Here is an 18988-nt window from a genome sequence, read left to right as displayed (position 1 = left end):
TCTATCTCAGCTTTTGCTGTATCGCACATCGTGCGGTACGGTGTGCATTCTAGGCGCGACGCCCTCAGACGTCAACACCTATTGTCAAAAAAAGTTAAAAATCCTTATCAAATGTATATTTAACAAGCATTTTGAGGCTTTTTAACGTTTTAATGATGCACTAAAGGCTAACATTCGATCTAAAGGCATTTGGGCACGTTCAGCAAGTGCTGGGTCAACGTGTATTTCTTGATCACCTTTTTGTAAAACTTCTAAAATTCCATCAAGTTCATTCATCGCCATCCACGGACAGTGTGCACATGAACGACAAGTTGCGCCCTCACCCGCTGTTGGGGCTTCAACCAGAATCTTATCTGGTACTGCTTGCTGCATTTTGTAGAAAATGCCACGGTCCGTTGCCACGATTAAACGTTGGTGTGGCAAAGTTTGTGCAGCTTTAATCAATTGAGATGTACTACCCACTGCATCTGCAATTTCTACCACCGACTCTGGTGACTCAGGATGGACCAATACAGCCGCATCTGGGTACAGTGCTTTCATGTTAGCAATGCCACGTGCACGGAATTCTTCATGCACAATACATGCGCCATCCCAAAGCAACATATCAGCGCCGGTTTTCTTTTGAATATAACGGCCTAAGTGCTGATCTGGTGCCCAAATAATTTTTTCGCCTAAGCTATCTAGATGCTCAACAATTTCAACTGCGCAGCTTGAAGTCACCACCCAATCCGCACGAGCTTTAACAGCAGCCGATGTATTGGCATAAACCACTACAGTGTGGTCAGGGTGCTGATCACAAAATGCCGTGAACTCATCGACTGGACAGCCCAAGTCGAGTGAGCAGGTTGCTTCAAGTGTCGGCATAAGAATTGTTTTTTCAGGAGACAGAATTTTTGCTGTTTCGCCCATAAACTTAACGCCAGCCACAACCAGTGTAGAGGCTGCATGATCTCGTCCAAAACGGGCCATTTCTAAAGAATCAGAAACGCATCCACCTGTTTTCTCGGCAAGTTCTTGTACATCTGGATCGCAATAGTAGTGAGCAACAAGGACAGCATCACGTTTTTTGAGCTCTGCTTCGATCTGTGCAAACTTTTGTTGTTTTGCTTCTTCACTTAGGCGGTTGTCTTTTGGCTCACCTAAACGGTCTAAATGCGCTTGTACAATGTTTTTTGCATCGTTGGCAATTAAAGTCGCATCACTCATAAAACGTCTTCTCTATCCTTCATGCTGGCATACCTGCTCGCATATAACGTTACTGCTTAAACGATTTACTAAATTCAATCATTTAATATCAAAAGATGGGGCTAATAAAAAAGCCTCTTTGTCGAGGCTTGATTATAACTGAATATTTACGAACGGTAATCTGCATTAATCTTGACATAGTCGTAAGATAAGTCACATGTATATACCGTGTCTTTGGCTTGTCCGCGGCCTAAGTCAACACGAATGGTAATTTCGGTTTGTGCCATTACACGAGCACCTGCTTCCTCGGTATAGTCCTCGGCTGCGCCACCATCTTTACAGATTTGCACGTCGTCTAACCATACCTGAATTTTAGACACATCTAAGTCTTTCACTCCAGCATAGCCGATTGCAGCTAAAATACGTCCCCAGTTCGGATCCGATGCAAAAAGTGCAGTTTTAACAAGAGGTGAATGCGCAATGCTATAAGCAATGTCACAACATTCTTGAGTATTTGCACCGCCTTCAACAGCAACAGTAATAAACTTGGTTGCACCTTCTCCATCACGGACAATTAACTGTGCTAAACGGTTCATTACACGAGCAAGTACTTCTAATACTTTAGCGTAGCGTGCATCGCTTTCCGATGTAATTTCAGCACCACCAGCCTGACCAGTTGCTACAAAAATACAAGAGTCATTTGTTGAAGTATCACCATCAATGGTAATACGGTTAAATGAATGCTCAACTGTAGTCTTTAATAGCTTTTGTACTAAATCGCGGTGAATAGGCGCATCTGTTGCCACAAAGCTCAGCATAGTTGCCATGTTTGGACGGATCATCCCAGCGCCTTTACTAATACCGGTCATGGTATAAGTCATACCATCAAGCTCAAATTGTTCAGATGCACCTTTAGGCACTGTGTCTGTTGTCATAATGCCAGATGCCGCATCACTCCATGCAGCGTCTTGTACGCTATTTAATGCAGGCTGTAAGCCAGCGAGTAAACGTTCCATCGGAAGCTGTTCACCAATCACACCTGTAGAAAATGGAAGTACTTCGAAACTGTTAACGCCAGCAAGCTCCGCTAACTTTGCACAAGTATCCTGAGCATTTTTCAAACCTGTAGGACCAGTACCAGCATTGGCATTACCTGTATTAATCACTAAATAGCGAGGATTGCCTTCGGCAAGATGGGCTTTAGAGACATGAACAGGTGCCGCACAGAATGCATTTTGCGTAAATACACCTGCAACATTTGAACCTTCTGCAAATTCAAAAATGACTAGATCTCGTCGGTTTGGGTAACGTACATATGCTTCTGTTGAGCCAATTTTTACACCTTTTACCACATGCATTTGTGGCATTGTTACGTCACCGACAGCCATTTTTAAAACTTCCAGAGTTTGTTATGAATAGATTAATATTTCAGAAAATAGCGAGGTTATAAAACACGCTTTATATGAAATATCAGAATTGACAGCTTATTAGAAAAGCCTGAAAAAATCGAGCGCTAAAAATAGCTTATTTTTGCTCTAATCTTAATAAAATATCTTTCTTATCAAGACCACCGGCAAAACCAACCAAAGCGCCGCCCGCACCAATGACTCGGTGACAAGGTGCAATAATTGAAATCGGATTTTTGCCATTTGCAGCACCCACTGCTCGCACTGCTTTTTCATTTCCGATCTGAACGGCAATATCTTTATAACTTCTTGTTTCACCATACGGAATCGTCAGTAATGCCGCCCAGACCTGCTTTTGAAATGCAGTCCCTTCAAAATCTAGTGGTAATGTAAACTCACGGCGTTTGCCTTCAAAATATTCTTGTAATTGTTGTTCGGTCTTTAATAAAACTGGATGCTCAAGTTGTTCGACCAGCTCTGCCAGTCGAACACGTTTTGGATTTTCATTGTCCCAAAGTACTGCTACCAAAGCATTTTCATTCGCAACCAGCTTTAATTGCCCAACAGGCGAATTGATATACTTATAAGACAGCAACATACTTGATCCTCTTAGGATGGAGATGAAATTTTCATTAGAACCAGTCCAGATACAATCAGTACAGCGGCAATCATTCTCATCGCACCAATAGGCTCATGAAGAAAGAAAATACCAACTAAAAATGATCCAATTGCACCAATGCCTGTCCAAACCGTATAAGCAGTACCAAGGGGTAAAGTTTTCATTGAAATTGAAAGTAGAACTACACTCAAAATCATAAAAACTACGGTAATAATACTAGGCGTTAAGCGTGTAAAACCTTCAGACATTTTCATAGAATATGCCCAAATCACTTCAAATACACCTGCTAAAATTAAAATAGCCCAAGCCATAACATTCACTAATTTTTATAGTGTCAGGTCGTCCCGACATGATTACCCATTATGGGGGAGGTCGTTCCTCCAGTATGTGAAGACTCAGTTTACTTTAAAATAAAAAATGAAGGCAAACCCGAACTCAAGCTTGCCTCTATCAGAAAATATTATTCATTTTTTAACTGTAAAATTTTTCGTGCACCATTTAAAACGAACAAAACAATAATCAATCCAATAATTAAATCAGGATAACGCGAACCTGTGATTGCAACCAGTATTCCCGCAATAATGACACCTAAGTTTACGATGACATCATTTGCAGAAAATATATAACTGGCCTTCATATGTTCCCCACTTTCCTTATGGTCACTCATTAAGTAAAGACAACTAATGTTGGCCGCAAGCGCTAATCCCCCAATTAAAATCATTAAAATTGAAACTGGTTCACTGCCATATATAAAACGGCGCAGCACATCAATTAAAACGATTATGGCTAAACCAAACTGAAACCATCCGGAAAGATGTGCAGCCTTTAATTGAGCGTCGAGGTTTTTACCTACCACAAATAATGCAACACCATAAATTGCAGCATCGGCAAACATATCGAGCGAATCAGCGATTAACCCTGTCGATGAAGCAATAATGCCTGCCATCAACTCAATGACAAACATGACCCCATTAATGAGTAACAACCATTGTAAAACTTGTTTTTGTGTTGCATTGGTTGAAGAACTAGCTCGAACCTTTTTAGGTTTTTCAACAGGTTCATAATGTGGCTGTGTTTGTTGTAACTCGGCTCCTAAACCTAGACGTTGCAGGCACTGAGTAATCTTTTCGTCTTGAGTACTGTGATACACCGCTAAGTGGCGGGCGGGCAAATCAAAATGAAGTTCTTGAATATGTTCAGCATAAGAAGCTAAAGCCATTCGTACCATTTGTTCTTCGGCTGCACAATCCATACGGGGAATATGATAATAACTCACCCATTGGGTTTTATTTACCCTAGGTTCACTTGCCACAGAAAAGTCCTGAGCTGCTACATTTGAGCACCCACAGCTAGAACAGCTTTTATTTACATTTATTTGATTCTCTTGTTTTTCTAAAGCCATCTTTGCACCATAACTGACACAAAAAACAATGCCATCAGTATAAACCAATGGCATGTCATTAAGCTTACTTTTTGTTCGGCAATTAGAATTTTAGTGTTAACCCAGCTCCATAATACCAACCATGTTCTGAGTCGGTTCCAGTTTGCCAAGCGGTTTGTTTTAAACCTTTTTCATAACCATAACCGACATCAACAAATGGCATGACCTTTTTATTGATTTCATAACGGGTTTGAAAGCCAGCTTGTAAACTCGACAGGCCTGTTTTACTGGCATACCGAGATTCATCTTGTAAAACAACATCTGCTTTTAAATAGGGCTTACCAATCAACTTTTGAGTAAAAAGCAAATCTCTTTCTGTCTCTAGGCTTAACTTCCATAACTGATCTTCACCTACATACAGATAAGCATCGGTTTCAAAAAAGTAAGGCGCCATGCCATGTAAGCCCACTACACCAGCCCAGCGATCTTCCTTTTCGTCTTCCCGTTGTAAACGTTCATAGTTTACCCCGGCCTGTACATCCCAATAGTCAGCTACATTGCGGCTATAAAGTAATGAACCGCCATAATTAGCATCTTCTGACTCGGCTTTATCCACATGGGCTTTAATGAACAATTTATTTTCATCCGTTCCTACCCAGCTTTCCAATTCAGAAGAAAAACTGCTTTCATCCTCTTCATTTTGGGTCCAGCCAGTATCAATCTTTGTTGCTTGATAAACCTGTCCACCATGTTCGCGTAAATGATCGTGTGTTAAAGGTTCTTGAGCAAAAGCAAATACAGATATACCCGAGAAAGCACCGCAACATATCATTTGAGAAAATAACTTAGTGATGCGCATGACTAGCTCCTTTCTCATTTTCAGATTGAACAGTTGGCTGGGACTGAGCGGGTTGTTGTCCATCGTTGACTTGAGCAACAATTAATTTATTCATCATTCCAGCACTCATGTGATAGAGCAGATGGCAATGAATCGCCCATTCTCCCAACGCATCGGCTGTCAATAACGCAGTAACGGTCTTTCCGGGTGGAACAATAATGGTATGTTTATTTGGTAAGTTTTCAGCTTGTTGACCATTTTCCAATTGCATAAACATGCCATGTAAATGCATTGGATGAGCCATCATACTGTCATTCACAAACTTCAAGCGTATGCGTTCACCATACTTAACTTGTAAAGGTGTCGTGTCACTAAATTTCTTACCATTAATGGTCCAGATATAACGCTCCATGTTGCCACCTAAACGAATGACTAATTCTCGTTCGGGCGCACGGGTATCTGGCTGAGGTGTTAAAGATTGCAAATCGCTATATTGCAGTGCTTTCATACCAGCTGGCGTTGAAGCATTTGCCCAGCCATAAACTGGTTCATCCTTTTTAGGCTTATTCTCAGATTGAGCAGGCATCTCATGATTCATATTCATCATAGCGTGGTCATGCTCGCTAGCTGACATTGCCTGCATATCATGGTTCATTTCAGACATCGCTGACATATCATGCGTCATGTGCATCATGGAATGATCATGCCCGTCAGATGACATATTTTTCATGTCATGATCCATATTCATCATTGTGTGATCATGATTAGCCTGAGTCGTCTCTTTTTTCATTTCAGGCATGGCCGACATGTCATGTTGCATGTTCATTTGATGGCCAGCATGTTCATTACTTCCACCACCATGACTCATGCCCATATCATCCATGGTCAATAAAGCACGTGGACGTGGTGTTGGCATTTGGACTGGTCCCACAGCCTGCGTATTTTCATTGTGCAAAGTACCGATAGCAAAACCACTACGGTCAATAGACTCTGCTTCAATCTGATAATTTGGCTGTTTAGGTTCCACAATGACATCGTAGGTTTCAGCTGTACCAATACGAAACTCGTCAATTGCAACAGGTTTGACTGGCTGCCCATCTGCACTTACAACTGTCATTTTCAAATTTGGAATTCTGACATCAAAAAATGACATTGCTGATGCATTAATAAATCGCAATCGAACCTTATCACCAGCTTTAAAGTTACCTGTCCAGTTTTGCTGAGGTGTCTTGCCGTTAACTAAGAAGGTATAACCCGTCACATCAGACATATCGGTTTTTAACATCCGCATCTGATTCCACATTGAACGATCTTGCCAAGTTGCTTTTAAGCCTTGTGCTTTAACTTGCTTCCATACATCAGATACAGTTTCACGGCGGTTTTGATAATACTCAGCAGATTTCTTCAAATTCTTCATAATGCTATCGCTAGAAGAATCATGGAAATCTGAAAGCATCACTACATAATCACGATCAGTTTTTTCATGCGCCGCAACTGGTATTTTGCCTTTTGGGTAAATCACAAGCGGCCCATATAAACCGTCTTGCTCTTGGCCTTTACTATGGGCGTGATACCAATATGTGCCATTTTGTTTCACCTTAAAGCGGTAAACAAAATCTCCATTTGGAGCAATCCCTTTAAAATTATTAAAACCCGGCACACCATCCATTAACCCTGGCAGTAACAACCCATGCCAGTGTAAAGAGGTATCTTGATTCTTTAATTGATTATGGACGTGAATAACAGCCTCATCCCCCTCTTCAAACTCAAGGAGTGGTGCTGTAAATTTTCCATTTACGGTAATTCGTTTAAGGGGTTTGCCCGTAACATTGACTTGTTGTTCATTAATATTAAGGTGATATTCCTTAATTGCCGCGAGAGTCCATGGTGAAACCACTAGACCAAATACAGCGACGAGGCTGCTAATCGTTTTATGAGACATTGCTTTAATCCTTTTAACTAAAAAAATAAGTAAGAAAGGATTAAGCTTTTGGTGGACGTAAGATTTCTTGCCAGTATCCGGCTAAATGCTGTGCCTGATAAATACTACTAAATTGAGATGGAATAGGAATAAATGATGATTCAATATCTGGTACAGCTTGCTGTAAAGCCAGATTTACCATCTGACAATGGACCGGGTTACAGTCTTGGCAGTGTTCACCATGTTGGTGAGAAACCTGCCCCATAGATTGATGACACGTTGCCTGCTCATCAGCTTGAATATGCATAGAGTGATGTTTCATTTGCTCACTATGACACGGCATAGTATGAAGATCATGCTGCATAGGTGTCTGAGCAATAGACACACCACTCCACCCAATAACTAAAGTCATCAGGAACACAAACCAAGCATACTTGTGTAAGTGTTGCAATGTCATCATTTATTGCCTTGAGCAATCTACTTATCTTAGTTGTTTAGCATAACCAAGTTTTAAATTAGATACAATTTTCCATCTTAGATGATTGTTATTGAGGTCATTAAGCAAATGGAGGTTGATGCTGAAGAACCAAATCAATTACCTGTAATGCACCTTCTTGCTCATTATTTGCAGTTGTGTAAGGAGCAACGGATTTTAAGGCTTCAACTGCATTTTCGACTGCAAACCCATAACCTGCTGCTTTAATCATCTGGATATCATTATTGTTATCACCAATCGCAACGACTTGATCGGGTTGAACCTGCCATTTTTGCAATAATAGCTTCAAACCATGTGCTTTGTGCTGGTCCGGAAGAATCAAATCGATAAAATTAAAGCCACTTGAAACTGGTACCAAAACCTTATCTTTTACAAAACTTTGCTTCTGAAAATGCTCAAAAATCGTAAAACTTTCATTTTCCTGCGCAGTAAAAGTAATTTTACACACCAAGTCATCTAGTGCATAAAAGTCATCTATAACCGTCAGCTTTTCAAAATAGCGAGCGACTTTAGCATAATCTTCTGCATTCATACTGCTATGCACATAAGCACTCTGTTTTCCGCAGATCACCATTTTAGAGGTATACACTGGGTCAATCGCATTTAAAATCTCAATGAATTGCTCTTTGCTTAAATGAGCAAAAGCTAACTCTTGCCCCGCATCTACAACATGAGCACCATTTTCGGCAATAAAAGCAATCTCATGATTAATTTCTGGAAAATACGTAACAAGCTTTGCAAGCTGGTTGCCACTAGCGACTACAAAACGGATATTATTTTGTTTTAGTTGTTCATACTGTTTTAAAAAACGTGCTTTGTTGTACTGCTTCTTAGAATTAAGAAAAGTCCCATCCATATCTACCGCTAAAATTTTTACTGTCATTAATGATCTATGTCTCTTACTAAAATCTTATTAAATCAAATTTAGCTTTATTTTTCATGACACTTTTACAGTTTTCTATTCAATATATTTTAAAAAGTTTTACACAAACCCTTTCGTTTTTTGCACAGGTTATTTTTTAGCAAAGCTTAATAAAAAAACAGATCCAAAAATATCCCGATAGAATAGAAAAAGAACGCCAAGGCGTTCTTTTTTCATACATTTTGCTTAGAGAATAAACGGTTGATCTGATTTTGTTTATTTTACCAACATCTTATCCATATGGTTATCAACACAGTTATCCATACAGTTATAAACAAAGTTATCCACAAGTTTACTCTCAGCTTAATATTCTTTTTTTAAGCGTCTACACTACCGACTTTTGCAAGCTCTGCACGCATTTGATCAATCACAACTTTATAATCTGGTTGACCAAAAATTGCCGAGCCAGCAACGAACATATCAGCACCAGCTTCTGCAATTTCACGGATATTTGCAGGACCAACTCCACCGTCTACTTCTAAACGGATATCACGGCCACTTGCATCAATAATTTTACGCGCTTCACGTAATTTTTCTAAAGTCATTGGAATGAACTTTTGGCCACCAAAACCTGGGTTTACACTCATTAATAAAATTTGGTCAACTTTATCAAGAACATAGTCTAGATAATGCAATGGTGTGGCTGGGTTAAAAACTAATCCTGCTTTAGCACCACCAGACTTAATAAGCTGTAATGAACGGTCAATGTGATGAGAAGCTTCTGGGTGAAACGTAATGATATCTGCGCCTGCTTCTAGGAAATCACCAATAATACGGTCAACTGGAGATACCATTAAATGCACATCAACAGGAGCAGTAATTCCATAATTTTTTAAAGCCTTACACACACCTGCACCAAAAGTTAAATTTGGAACATAGTGATTATCCATCACATCAAAATGCACTACATCGGCACCTGCAGCTAACACTTTGTCTACATCTTCGCCTAAACGAGCAAAATCGGCAGATAAAATAGAAGGAGCAATCAAATAAGGCTTGGACATAGGTGGATGACCTGGCTAAAAATTTAAGGAGAGGCTAAAAATTATAACAAAAAAGAACCTACTTGGCCCGCTCTTCCTTGCTTAAATGACAACATTTCAAACTTGCAACGTAACGTTGCTACTATAGAATGCCAAGTGTCAAACGAATTTGTTAAGGTATATTAAACCAATGTGAGGATTGATAATGAAAAGCACAACTCATCTATTAACAAATGATGGAAAACGCATTGCAAAACGTCTAGTTAATCATTGGAAACATAAGTTTGAAGTACAAGAAACTGAACAAGATTTTAAAATCTTAATGCCTACCGCAACCATTACGCTTGCACCAGAAACAGAGCAGTTAAATGTTGCTATTGATAGTCAGTTAGATGACCACAACCACTTGGAAAAAGTTGTCCTTGATCATCTAAACCGCATGGCTCAACAAGAATTTCAGGTGGAATGGCAGCACTAATTATTCGCCAGCGACTTTTTCCAACTGGATTGCATGAAACTGCAAATGCTCATCCATAAAGGTCTGGATAAAATAATAGCCATGATCATAGCCAGCATGTTGTCTTAAAGTTAAAGGCTGTCCTGCCTTTAAACATGCTTGTTTAAATTTTTCAGGGTGAAGTTGTTCATAAAATTGGTCATCTAACCCCTGATCCACCAAAATTTCATTAAATACCGCACCATTTTTTGAGACTAAAGCCGTGGCATCATGAGCCAACCAGCTATCGCGGTCTGTACCTAAATAATGGCTAAATGCTTTTTCACCCCATGCACATTCGGTTGGCGCGCAAATCGGTGCAAATGCAGACACTGACTTAAACTTCTCAGGATATTTAAAAGCTAAAGTTAAGGCGCCATGTCCTCCCATTGAATGTCCAAAAATACCGACTTGTTGAGCATTGACTGGAAAACTTTTTAAAATAAGTGGATATAACTCATCGATTAAATAGCTTTCCATCTGATAATGCTCAGACCAAGGTGCTTCTGTGGCATTAATATAAAAGCCTGCGCCTTGACCTAAATCCCAATTGTCACCTACTGCAACTTGTCCACCACGAGGTGAAGTATCAGGTGTAATCAGTATAAGACTAAGCTGGGCAGCCATATGCTGTGCATGTGCCTTAATGGCAAAAGTTTCTTCAGTACATGTTAAACCCGCTAAGTAAAACAAAGTTGAGCAAGGTTTACCTTCTAAAGCAGCAGGTGGCAAATAAACCCCAAACTTAGTAGAGCCTTTTAATAATTGAGAATCAAACTGATAAATGCGCTGCTCACCTTCAAAGCAGCGGTTTTTTTGCAGGAGTTGCATCGTTTTTAGCCTCTGTTTGTGTCTGAGCAATATTTACACTACCTGTATTTGGTTGAGGAAAAAGATATTTTTCCAACTGAGGTAGCATAAGTTCCATATTCTTACCAATCATCCATTGTGGCTCTGAAGGTTCTACACCTTGAGCTACTTCCCATTTGGTTACGGTTTGCTTAGCGGCATTAAACGAATCTTTCATAGAAGACTGCTCTCGCATCGCCAAATCAAAGAAAGCTCGTCCAAAATAAGTATAATCAGCTTCGTTATTACAACCGAACGAAGTTTTATCCGCAGCAGATGCAGTAATAATTAAAGTATCAGGTGACTGTAACGCCGGAATAAAACTTCCTGAGTAACAAGCAGAAATGACAATTACACGCCAACGAATCCCCGCTTTATCGAGCGTTTCACGTAACCATTTCGGATCGACTTGCCCCAAATCTAGAGGTGCATTTTCAATTTCAAAATGGTTTTGTTCACCGTGCGATGTCATATATAAAAATAACACATCACTATCACGGTTCATTTGCTGGCCTATACGGCGTAAGGCCAACTCTATACTGGTTTTAGACGCAATCGGGATTTCGGTTCGGGTATCCGGATTATTAACCAGCATCATTGAACGCCCGACTGTACCGAAACGTGTATCGAATTGTTCTTTAATACGAACCACTTCCGATTTAAAAACGTCTTGATAACTATCGCCTGCAACACCCAAGAAATACCAATGACTTTTAGCTAGCTCACCATATTGAACTTGCTCTAAAGCATCATGAAGTAATTTACTTTGTGCATAAAAAGCATCTTCGGCAAAAGTAGGTGGAGAATCTTCCACTTTCCAAATAGGCTGATCTTTTACGGAAAGTTGCCAAACCACCATGGTCGCAATGGTCGCAACCATAACCAATGCCCGCTCCCACCAAGGCCACTTAAGCTCACGTGAGAAAACCCAAATAACCGCCAAACTTTGCCACACAAAAAGTGCTACAAACAAACCAGGTAAAATACCGTTATAAATAGCATCGGGAATAAAGTTTAGATAACCATTAGATCCCAAATATTGAATTAAACACTGTATTAATAAGATATTGGTATCTAAAACCAACCACAATAAGGCTGGAACCAACATTAAACGCGGCTGATTAATACGCTGTGATAAGAAAATACCAACAATAAGAGCAATAAAAGGCCAAAGTGCGTATCCAATTAGACCTTGTGAGTTGAAGTCGCCAATTTGACCGGCAACAAGCCAACTATAAAGTGAGTTGGTACACCCACCTAATATTCCCCAAACAATGAGCTGAAGAATAGAGGGATGTACGATCTGTAAGGAACGTCTTGACCCCAAAAATAACCACATTCCGGCAAGCTGGTTACTTTTAAAATCATGCCAAAAGTTAATGGAAGGTTTGAGATCAATCATAAAAAGGTTTCAAAAATTTCGTTTTTGTCAGGCACCATAAGTGTATGCCTGCTAAGAATTTTAGCAATCATGCTTTTGAACTATATCACATATATTTGTGCATTATTCAAGCAATAAAACTTAACCTTACATAAGCTTACTGAAAGTAAGCATCAAAACGACAAGCATCCCCCTGCCACTGATGGGCTGGCTCTTGATTTGCTAAAAAAACAGCATGTCGTGGACGTTTTACAATCACTCGCTTTGCAACTTTTTTGGCTAGCTCTAGCAAATGATCACCCAAATCCATTTCTCCATCTTCGGGTAAAAGTAAATGCAAAAGCTGCATCTGCTTTTTGACTTGGGCTTGTTTTTTAATTGCTTGTTGATTTTGATCGCGCTGTGGGAACATCGGGTCAAGGTAGACCACATCAACTGTTTTTTCTTCTTGATCTAATTGCTGTAAATAGCTTGCAGAGTCAGCGAAGATCAGTTGAATACGATCCATAAATTGGCTTAAAAATGGATCATGCTGTGCCTGAGCTTTTGAATCCTCAAGTAAAGTAAATAAAATCGGATGGCGCTCAACGAGCTGAATTTGAGCACCTAGATAAGCCATAAGTAAGCTGTCATGACCTAAGCCCGCTGTAGCATCGACCAGTACTGGCTTTTCACCTAACTGACAAGCACGAGCAATCATTTCCAATTTAAGACTTGCTCGTTTTAAACGCGGAATTTCAGCTTTCCAGTCAGGCTGCATTTTCATGCCATTAGCAGATAACCAAAGCCCGTTTTGATCTACACAAAGAGCCAGGTCAGGATTTAAACGTAAAAAACGGGCATTGAGTTTTTCAATAGGCTGTAAATCGACAGTCACGCCTCTAGAATGAAGCACAGCTTGGTAGTGCTGTGCTTGTTCTTGAAAATCTACTTCAAAATATATGTGCATGCGCAGTGCCTTTAATTTGCTTTGCCCTGATCCGCAATTTTTTTCCATGCATCATCACGCAAGTAAACTGGTAAAGCATGTTCAGCATCAACCCACTGCTTTTGCGCTGCATACACACGTGCAATCGAAGCAATGTCTTGTGCAGTGGCAGTGATTGTTTGATGTTCTGCGTCAGTTTGAAGGAGCTTAGCACCCGAACCGATTAAGCAATGCTTTGCATAGGCAGCCGCTTGCTCGTAGTTCATTAATTTTTCTTCATCTATACACTGCATGATGCCTTGCTCATCTAGAACAAAACTTGCAATGTAAACTTCATTCATACGTGCATCGAGTACCGCAGTCACCTGTTCTAAACCTTCAAGTCGGTAAGCCGCTTGTGCGAGAGCCTGTAAGGTAGAAACTGGAATTACTGGTAAATCTTGTGACCAAGCTAAAGCCTGAGCAACTGCTGCATTAATTCGAACACCACTAAAAGAGCCGGGCCCTCGACTAAAGGCAATTGCATCTAAACCAGCTACGTCAAGTCCAGTTTGTTGTAACCCTTGCTCAATCATTGGCAAAATGGTCTGGGTTTGTGCTTTCGCTCGCGTATCGAGTTGGAAAAAGAGTTCTTGGGTTTCATCGATTAATGAAATGGAACATTGCTCGTTTGCAGTTTCCAACGCCAGCAGTTTCATGCACAACCTTAGTATTCAATCAGATTAAAAACGGAAGTTATGATACCCCACTCGGCTCTGATAGGCGAGTTGTTCCTATCTAAATAAAAACGCCAAGCTGGTGCTTGGCATCGAAAATATCTCGCTAAAATTTTAAAAATGGAATTCTTTCAAATCGGCATAGCTTTTAAAGTGTTCAGCATAATGTAGTGCGCTCAAGCGTATTTTTGCTGCGCCTTCTTCATCTAAAGTTTTTACAATTTTGCCAGGTGAGCCCATTACCACTGAGTTATCTGGAATCACTTTACCTTCCGGTATTAAAGCATTCGCACCAATAATACAGTTCTTACCAATCACGGCTCGATTTAAAATGACAGCATTCATACCAATCAAACTGTTATCGCCAATCGTACAACCATGCAACATGACTTTATGCCCAACAGTGACATATTCGCCAATATTTAGCTCAAGGCCCGCATCAGTATGTAATACCGAATTTTCTTGAATATTAGAAAAATTACCAATCCGAACGACACAATTATCGGCACGTACTACAGCACCAAACCAAATACTGACCTGACGGCCTAGTTCTACTTGTCCAATAAGCGTTGCAGTTGGAGCAACCCAGCCATCCCATGGCTCATGTTAGGCTTTTGGATGCTGTCCTTGATAGCTATACATCATAATTTATCAGTCCTGATCTTTATTTTTTATGAGAAAATTTTGGCATTCCAAACGTTGGTGCATTCAGTAGAAATGGCCATTCTTTTTGGTAGCCTAAACCATATTTAAATAAGGCAATTAACATTCGCGCTGTGAGACCCCAAATAATTTCATTATCAATCTGCAAGCTTGGGAAGTATAAAGATTGATGAGCATATCGCACTTCATATGGCGTCGGACGCGTCTCTATAAGTTGCTGTAAAGGCACAAAGAAAATTCGATCAATTTCGGTGGGCTGAGGAATTAAAGTTACCTCAGGAGGAATAAGCCCAACAATCGGTTTTACAGACAAGCCACTTCTTGCACGTTGCATCGGCAAATCGCCTAACAACTGCACATCAAATGGATTTAAAGCCGTCTCTTCTTGAGCTTCTCTTAGCGCTACAACAATATTACTAGTATCACTAGGGTCACGCTTGCCACCAGGAAAAGAAACTTCCCCCGCATGGTTGTTCATATGTATTGAACGGCGTGTAAGCAGTACCTTAGGATTATTTTCATTCGTAATCGCAATAAGTACCGCAGCTTGTGCTTCTTGTATGCGGGTGGAAAAGCGCAATCTTTGCTGTAACTTTTGTGTTAGCAAGTGCTCTTCCATACCATTCACCTATTATTCTGTCTCTCTTTGCATCATATCTGAAAATCAAACTTAGGGAATAGAGTTGATGCGTAAGTCTAAAAATTCAGTTATGCTGAGGCATCTCTATACTCGATGATAATTATGAGTTTCTGTGTAGCGTGTGGGCATAAAACCGAACAAAAAATTCCTTTAGGTGATCATAAAGTACGCCGTGTTTGTACTCATTGTGGAAATATTCACTATGAAAACCCCAAAGTAATCTGCGGTGCCTTAGCGTTATGGGAAGACAAAGTATTACTTTGTCGTCGTGCGATTGAACCTCGTTATGGCTTATGGACTTTGCCTGCGGGTTATATGGAATTATTCGAAACCATGGAACAAGGTGCGGCGCGTGAAACTCGTGAAGAGGCAGAAGCCGAGATTGAAATAGAACAACTTTATTGCATGTACAATATTCCCCGTATTGGGCAAATTTATGTGTTGTTCAAAGCACAGCTGAAAGATGGCATTTTCGGTGCTGGCGAAGAAAGTATCGAATGTCGACTGTTTGAAGAACATGAAATCCCATGGGGTGAACTTGCCTTTCCTAGTGTTGAACACACATTAAGACATTATTTCGAAGACCGTAAACAACAAGTTTTTCCAACACATCTAGAGACGTTAGGAACTCGTTTAGACCATACAGGCTAATGAGCTAGATAATAAAAAAGACCGCATTTGCGGTCTTTTTTTTAAACCCTTATTTTGTCTTAATTTGATAACAATCAGCGGTTCTAAGGGTTACTGTTCCAGCCATACGCTGTCCCAGTGCTTTTTCAGCTTCAGTTGGTGCAGGTGAGACATTTTCAATATTGTTATAAACTTGTTGATAAAAGGCATATGGATTCAACCAATTAACTGTTTTATTATCATAAGTCGTAAGATTTGCACCACTTGCCTGACCTTGTAATAGATTGGCAACGTTAATTTTTGCCCCACTTACTGTTAAAGATTGGCTACCTGTTTCTTTAATTGCTTGTATGACATTTGAGTTAAGGCCTACCACAATCCCATTCAAATTCCCTAATTGAGGCTCAGCAAGAATCATTCTTACAGTAACGGATTTATCATTTGTGGAAGATTCTGTTCCTCCAGTTGTTCCTATACGATACTGTTGAACCCCATTGTTATCGATCATAGTATTATCAGAAACAACACCACATTGCCCAGACATATCGGTCGCCGTTGCATTAGGTTTGATATCAGTCCGAATGTCCCCATATTCATCAACCACAATACCTAAATCAATTGGTGCAATACCAGCCGTATTGAACTGGAATCTTAATGTTGCATATAAAGGGAAAATATATGTTTGGCCTGTTGCTACATTTTTAGAAGTCTTAAAAATATCTTTTAAGAGGAAACTAGCAGGGCTCACCTTATAAATATCCATAGAGCCATTATAATTTTGGGTACCTACGGACTGTCTCCATAATGCATAATGTTGTGGGTTAGGAGTTTCAGTATTGGTTAAAGCTAAATACGAACTATCATGTCCGGCAATAAGTGAATCATTTAATAATTTACCTTGGTAAATTACTAAATCTTCATTTGTATTATTAGAAGTTTTCAAACGGAACGGCTGAGTTGATCTAATTTCTGTTTTTATTGGGTCAAGCCAAGTAGTCTGTGCATTGGCAATCATTTGAGTTGGCTTAGCTTTTGTCAATACCTCCAACACGGCTCCAATTGCTAGCTGGCTTGAGGTAGTGCTAGTCCCTTTCCATTGTAACCCATAACCAAATGTATAACCTTGACGGTCAGATAGCAAAAATAAGTTGCCAAATACATGTTGGGTATTCGCACTATTTTTTGAGCAATCTTTTAAATTCGTTAAATTACATCCATAAAAGTTTTCAGCAACTAAATTAGGTTTTGCCAAAGTAATATAATCTGATTGATATAATCCAACCAAACTTAAGTTTGCTAACTGGGTTATAAGGTCGAAAGCCTGCTCATCTGAAATCTGGCTTACATCTAACCATGGTTTTAACAAATTGACATAGGCACCATTTTTCCATTCTGTTGCCGTGATATTTTGCAGTACAACATTTAATGTATTTTTCTTATCTTCAGTAAATTGCGTTGGTTGTAAATCACCAACTACATTATCTCCTCTTTCCAAGCCAATGCTTTGGAAAACTTTTACTAATGCCATTGCTACGCGAATAGTAGGGTCACTAGGACTAAGCGATGTTGGAGTCTGCCCTGTTAATCCTATTGCCATATCTATGACTTTTAGACGAGGTGGCACAGTCATTTGAATTTTTGAGACTGAATCTAACTTAACTGAACCTAATTCTACTTTTCTTGGATTCTTAGCACCTTGCAAATAGAAGGTCGCTGTATCACCAACTTTACAAGAACCGATGACAATATTTCCTGAAGCTTTAGTAATAAAACTTTGGCTGCCAGTACTACTACAGGTAAAATTAAGACCAGCAATCGGGTAATCTAAAAAAAATTGTAGACAATCGCTATTCGTTACAGAACAGCTTCCACTAGAACTAGCTCCTCCTGATCCATTAGAAGGATTCTCATTAATTGTCGAACTTCCTCCACCACAACCATTTAACATCAATGCAATTGTGGTAAGAGCAAAAGGCCATAAAATTTTTTTATTCATTTAGCTACCCTACTTATTTTTAACGTAATACCGAAATTTGAATTTGTCCCTGATTTGTTAACTCTTTTTCTGTAACATCCACAGCAGAAGATAAAGGCGTCATCATAATATAATGTGCTGAAGGCGGTACTTTTAAAACTCCTTGAATCGATGCATGCTGTAACATAGTCGAAGGATAAGATTTGCTTTTAAACCCGCTCACTCCTTCCAGAATACAGCCTTTATCATCCAAAAATACAACGAGTGGCCAATAATATAGAGGCTTCTCATTACTAGAAGCAAAAGACATAACTTTTAAATGCTGAACAGAAGGATTTAACTGTACCAACTCATATTCAAATTTTTCTTTCAATGGCTTCCGTGGCCATAAGTTTACTTCCTTATTTGTGCTAAGCGTTTTAATTGATTTTTTATAATCTTTAATAAAGCACTTATCTTGTTCAAAAGCTGCTTCTAGCTCTTGTGAAGACAAACGCATATACGTCGGCGCTAAAACAACAGTAGAGTCTTGGTCTTGAGTTTGTCGATTGAAAAGCTGATCTAAAGTTGATCGACTTACCCCCTTTTTCCGCTCTACTGATTCAGTGCGCCCCAAACCATCAGGCATAAGGTAAAACCGCTTCTTACCTTCAATGTTAAATTCTTGATCTTCAAGATATTCATTATTTACATACTCTACACCATCAATAGTTGTAAATTTAGATTTATCGAGTGAAGAATCGGAGGATGGTGCAGCTTGAGATGTACTCTTTATTGGTGGAGGAACGAGAACTAACTTTTTTTGCCATTCATTATTAGATACTGAAGGGGCATTTCCGCTCTCAATAATTTTATTTTTTTCTGTGGATGTTTTTAAATCATTACTGACTACTGAAACAGTTTTTGTATTTTTCTGAGTTTTTTGCGGTGCAGTCGGTGCAGTCGGTGCAGTCGGTGCA

Annotated in this window: 19 protein-coding genes and 1 pseudogene; 2 read left to right on the top strand and 18 right to left on the bottom strand. The window is 39.6% G+C overall.

The window, feature by feature from the left end:
• Positions 1-141 precede the first annotated feature (141 nt).
• From nadA to rpe, 10 genes are all read right to left on the bottom strand, one after another.
• Positions 142-1206: a quinolinate synthase NadA gene (gene nadA, locus R5R67_RS17255; protein ID WP_001278263.1), complete on the bottom strand. Its 1065-nt coding sequence runs from the start codon at positions 1204-1206 to the stop codon at positions 142-144.
• 146 nt (positions 1207-1352) lie between these two features.
• Positions 1353-2573, bottom strand: coding sequence for a bifunctional glutamate N-acetyltransferase/amino-acid acetyltransferase ArgJ (gene argJ / locus R5R67_RS17250; RefSeq protein ID WP_000268125.1), 1221 nt, complete (start codon positions 2571-2573; stop codon positions 1353-1355).
• A 136-nt stretch (positions 2574-2709) separates the two neighbouring features.
• The gene (locus R5R67_RS17245) at positions 2710-3189 is read right to left on the bottom strand and encodes a methylated-DNA--[protein]-cysteine S-methyltransferase (RefSeq protein ID WP_000927479.1); all 480 of its coding nucleotides are present in this window, start codon (positions 3187-3189) and stop codon (positions 2710-2712) included.
• Between the two features lie 11 nt (positions 3190-3200).
• Positions 3201-3521, bottom strand: coding sequence for a DMT family transporter (locus R5R67_RS17240; RefSeq protein ID WP_000312237.1), 321 nt, complete (start codon positions 3519-3521; stop codon positions 3201-3203).
• 149 nt (positions 3522-3670) lie between these two features.
• Positions 3671-4666 (bottom strand): cation transporter, encoded by a 996-nt coding sequence (locus R5R67_RS17235; protein WP_001131878.1) that lies wholly within the window; start codon positions 4664-4666, stop codon positions 3671-3673.
• A gap of 28 nt (positions 4667-4694) precedes the next feature.
• Positions 4695-5450, bottom strand: a complete 756-nt coding sequence (locus tag R5R67_RS17230) for a copper resistance protein B (RefSeq protein WP_001223253.1) — start codon at positions 5448-5450, stop codon at positions 4695-4697.
• Positions 5437-7371, bottom strand: a complete 1935-nt coding sequence (locus R5R67_RS17225; protein WP_000018560.1) for a copper resistance system multicopper oxidase — start codon at positions 7369-7371, stop codon at positions 5437-5439. The genes R5R67_RS17230 and R5R67_RS17225 overlap by 14 nt, the downstream gene beginning before the upstream one ends.
• 40 nt (positions 7372-7411) lie before the next feature.
• A complete protein-coding gene (locus R5R67_RS17220) occupies positions 7412-7807 on the bottom strand; it encodes a hypothetical protein (RefSeq protein WP_000174917.1) in 396 nt (131 codons plus the stop codon).
• Between the two features lie 100 nt (positions 7808-7907).
• A complete protein-coding gene (locus R5R67_RS17215; RefSeq protein WP_000216415.1) occupies positions 7908-8729 on the bottom strand; it encodes a Cof-type HAD-IIB family hydrolase in 822 nt (273 codons plus the stop codon).
• Between the two features lie 356 nt (positions 8730-9085).
• Positions 9086-9772 (bottom strand): ribulose-phosphate 3-epimerase, encoded by a 687-nt coding sequence (gene rpe, locus R5R67_RS17210; protein WP_000043044.1) that lies wholly within the window; start codon positions 9770-9772, stop codon positions 9086-9088.
• Positions 9773-9956: 184 nt separating this feature from the next.
• On the opposite strand from rpe, the gene R5R67_RS17205 reads away from it, so the two are divergent.
• Positions 9957-10229 carry a DUF2218 domain-containing protein gene (locus R5R67_RS17205; RefSeq protein WP_000843456.1) on the top strand — a complete coding sequence of 91 codons (273 nt, stop codon included), beginning with the start codon at positions 9957-9959 and terminating at the stop codon, positions 10227-10229.
• Here R5R67_RS17205 and fghA read toward each other — a convergent pair whose 3' ends face one another.
• The 6 genes and pseudogenes from fghA to R5R67_RS17175 all read right to left on the bottom strand — a co-directional run bounded on the left by fghA (position 10230) and on the right by R5R67_RS17175 (position 15412).
• Entirely contained in the window at positions 10230-11078 is an 849-nt protein-coding gene (fghA, locus tag R5R67_RS17200) for an S-formylglutathione hydrolase (RefSeq protein WP_001176408.1), read from the bottom strand.
• On the bottom strand, positions 11047-12498 hold the full coding sequence (locus tag R5R67_RS17195; protein ID WP_000566250.1) for a C13 family peptidase: 1452 nt from the start codon (positions 12496-12498) through the stop codon (positions 11047-11049). Before R5R67_RS17195 ends, fghA begins: the two co-directional genes overlap by 32 nt.
• A gap of 136 nt (positions 12499-12634) precedes the next feature.
• Positions 12635-13426, bottom strand: coding sequence for a class I SAM-dependent methyltransferase (locus R5R67_RS17190; protein ID WP_318755029.1), 792 nt, complete (start codon positions 13424-13426; stop codon positions 12635-12637).
• An 11-nt stretch (positions 13427-13437) separates the two neighbouring features.
• Complete coding sequence (tsaB, locus tag R5R67_RS17185; RefSeq protein ID WP_000770256.1) at positions 13438-14103, bottom strand: tRNA (adenosine(37)-N6)-threonylcarbamoyltransferase complex dimerization subunit type 1 TsaB; 666 nt, start codon at positions 14101-14103, stop codon at positions 13438-13440.
• A 132-nt stretch (positions 14104-14235) separates the two neighbouring features.
• Positions 14236-14763 (bottom strand): annotated as a pseudogene (locus tag R5R67_RS17180) (gamma carbonic anhydrase family protein).
• 22 nt (positions 14764-14785) lie between these two features.
• On the bottom strand, positions 14786-15412 hold the full coding sequence (locus R5R67_RS17175; RefSeq protein ID WP_002000136.1) for a CoA pyrophosphatase: 627 nt from the start codon (positions 15410-15412) through the stop codon (positions 14786-14788).
• 114 nt (positions 15413-15526) lie between these two features.
• Between R5R67_RS17175 and R5R67_RS17170 the strand changes: the two genes are divergently transcribed.
• The gene (locus R5R67_RS17170; RefSeq protein ID WP_000006663.1) at positions 15527-16075 is read left to right on the top strand and encodes an NUDIX hydrolase; all 549 of its coding nucleotides are present in this window, start codon (positions 15527-15529) and stop codon (positions 16073-16075) included.
• A gap of 49 nt (positions 16076-16124) precedes the next feature.
• Here R5R67_RS17170 and R5R67_RS17165 read toward each other — a convergent pair whose 3' ends face one another.
• Both R5R67_RS17165 and filE read right to left on the bottom strand, forming a co-directional pair.
• On the bottom strand, positions 16125-18050 hold the full coding sequence (locus tag R5R67_RS17165; RefSeq protein ID WP_001035110.1) for a hypothetical protein: 1926 nt from the start codon (positions 18048-18050) through the stop codon (positions 16125-16127).
• Positions 18051-18069: 19 nt separating this feature from the next.
• Positions 18070-18988, bottom strand: a 919-nt coding sequence (filE, locus tag R5R67_RS17160) for a putative pilus assembly protein FilE (RefSeq protein ID WP_163093726.1), incomplete at its 5' end; no start/stop codon positions are given.

It is taken from the genome of Acinetobacter sp. OYA S30, assembly GCF_033599315.1.
In the GTDB taxonomy this organism is placed as follows: Bacteria; Pseudomonadota; Gammaproteobacteria; order Pseudomonadales; family Moraxellaceae; genus Acinetobacter; species Acinetobacter baumannii.
This window is presented reverse-complemented; position numbering and strand designations above follow the sequence as displayed.

Coding starts and splice junctions, on each gene's coding strand:
- R5R67_RS17195 (WP_000566250.1), bottom strand. CDS start 12,498: ATGATTGATCTCAAACCTTCCATTAACTTTTGGCATGATTTTAAAAGT.
- rpe (WP_000043044.1), bottom strand. CDS start 9,772: ATGTCCAAGCCTTATTTGATTGCTCCTTCTATTTTATCTGCCGATTTT.
- R5R67_RS17190 (WP_318755029.1), bottom strand. CDS start 13,426: ATGCACATATATTTTGAAGTAGATTTTCAAGAACAAGCACAGCACTAC.
- argJ (WP_000268125.1), bottom strand. CDS start 2,573: ATGGCTGTCGGTGACGTAACAATGCCACAAATGCATGTGGTAAAAGGT.
- R5R67_RS17215 (WP_000216415.1), bottom strand. CDS start 8,729: ATGACAGTAAAAATTTTAGCGGTAGATATGGATGGGACTTTTCTTAAT.
- R5R67_RS17205 (WP_000843456.1), top strand. CDS start 9,957: ATGAAAAGCACAACTCATCTATTAACAAATGATGGAAAACGCATTGCA.
- R5R67_RS17165 (WP_001035110.1), bottom strand. CDS start 18,050: ATGAATAAAAAAATTTTATGGCCTTTTGCTCTTACCACAATTGCATTG.
- nadA (WP_001278263.1), bottom strand. CDS start 1,206: ATGAGTGATGCGACTTTAATTGCCAACGATGCAAAAAACATTGTACAA.
- R5R67_RS17225 (WP_000018560.1), bottom strand. CDS start 7,371: ATGTCTCATAAAACGATTAGCAGCCTCGTCGCTGTATTTGGTCTAGTG.
- R5R67_RS17220 (WP_000174917.1), bottom strand. CDS start 7,807: ATGACATTGCAACACTTACACAAGTATGCTTGGTTTGTGTTCCTGATG.
- R5R67_RS17230 (WP_001223253.1), bottom strand. CDS start 5,450: ATGCGCATCACTAAGTTATTTTCTCAAATGATATGTTGCGGTGCTTTC.
- R5R67_RS17170 (WP_000006663.1), top strand. CDS start 15,527: ATGAGTTTCTGTGTAGCGTGTGGGCATAAAACCGAACAAAAAATTCCT.
- R5R67_RS17240 (WP_000312237.1), bottom strand. CDS start 3,521: ATGGCTTGGGCTATTTTAATTTTAGCAGGTGTATTTGAAGTGATTTGG.
- fghA (WP_001176408.1), bottom strand. CDS start 11,078: ATGCAACTCCTGCAAAAAAACCGCTGCTTTGAAGGTGAGCAGCGCATT.
- R5R67_RS17235 (WP_001131878.1), bottom strand. CDS start 4,666: ATGCCATTGGTTTATACTGATGGCATTGTTTTTTGTGTCAGTTATGGT.
- tsaB (WP_000770256.1), bottom strand. CDS start 14,103: ATGAAACTGCTGGCGTTGGAAACTGCAAACGAGCAATGTTCCATTTCA.
- R5R67_RS17245 (WP_000927479.1), bottom strand. CDS start 3,189: ATGTTGCTGTCTTATAAGTATATCAATTCGCCTGTTGGGCAATTAAAG.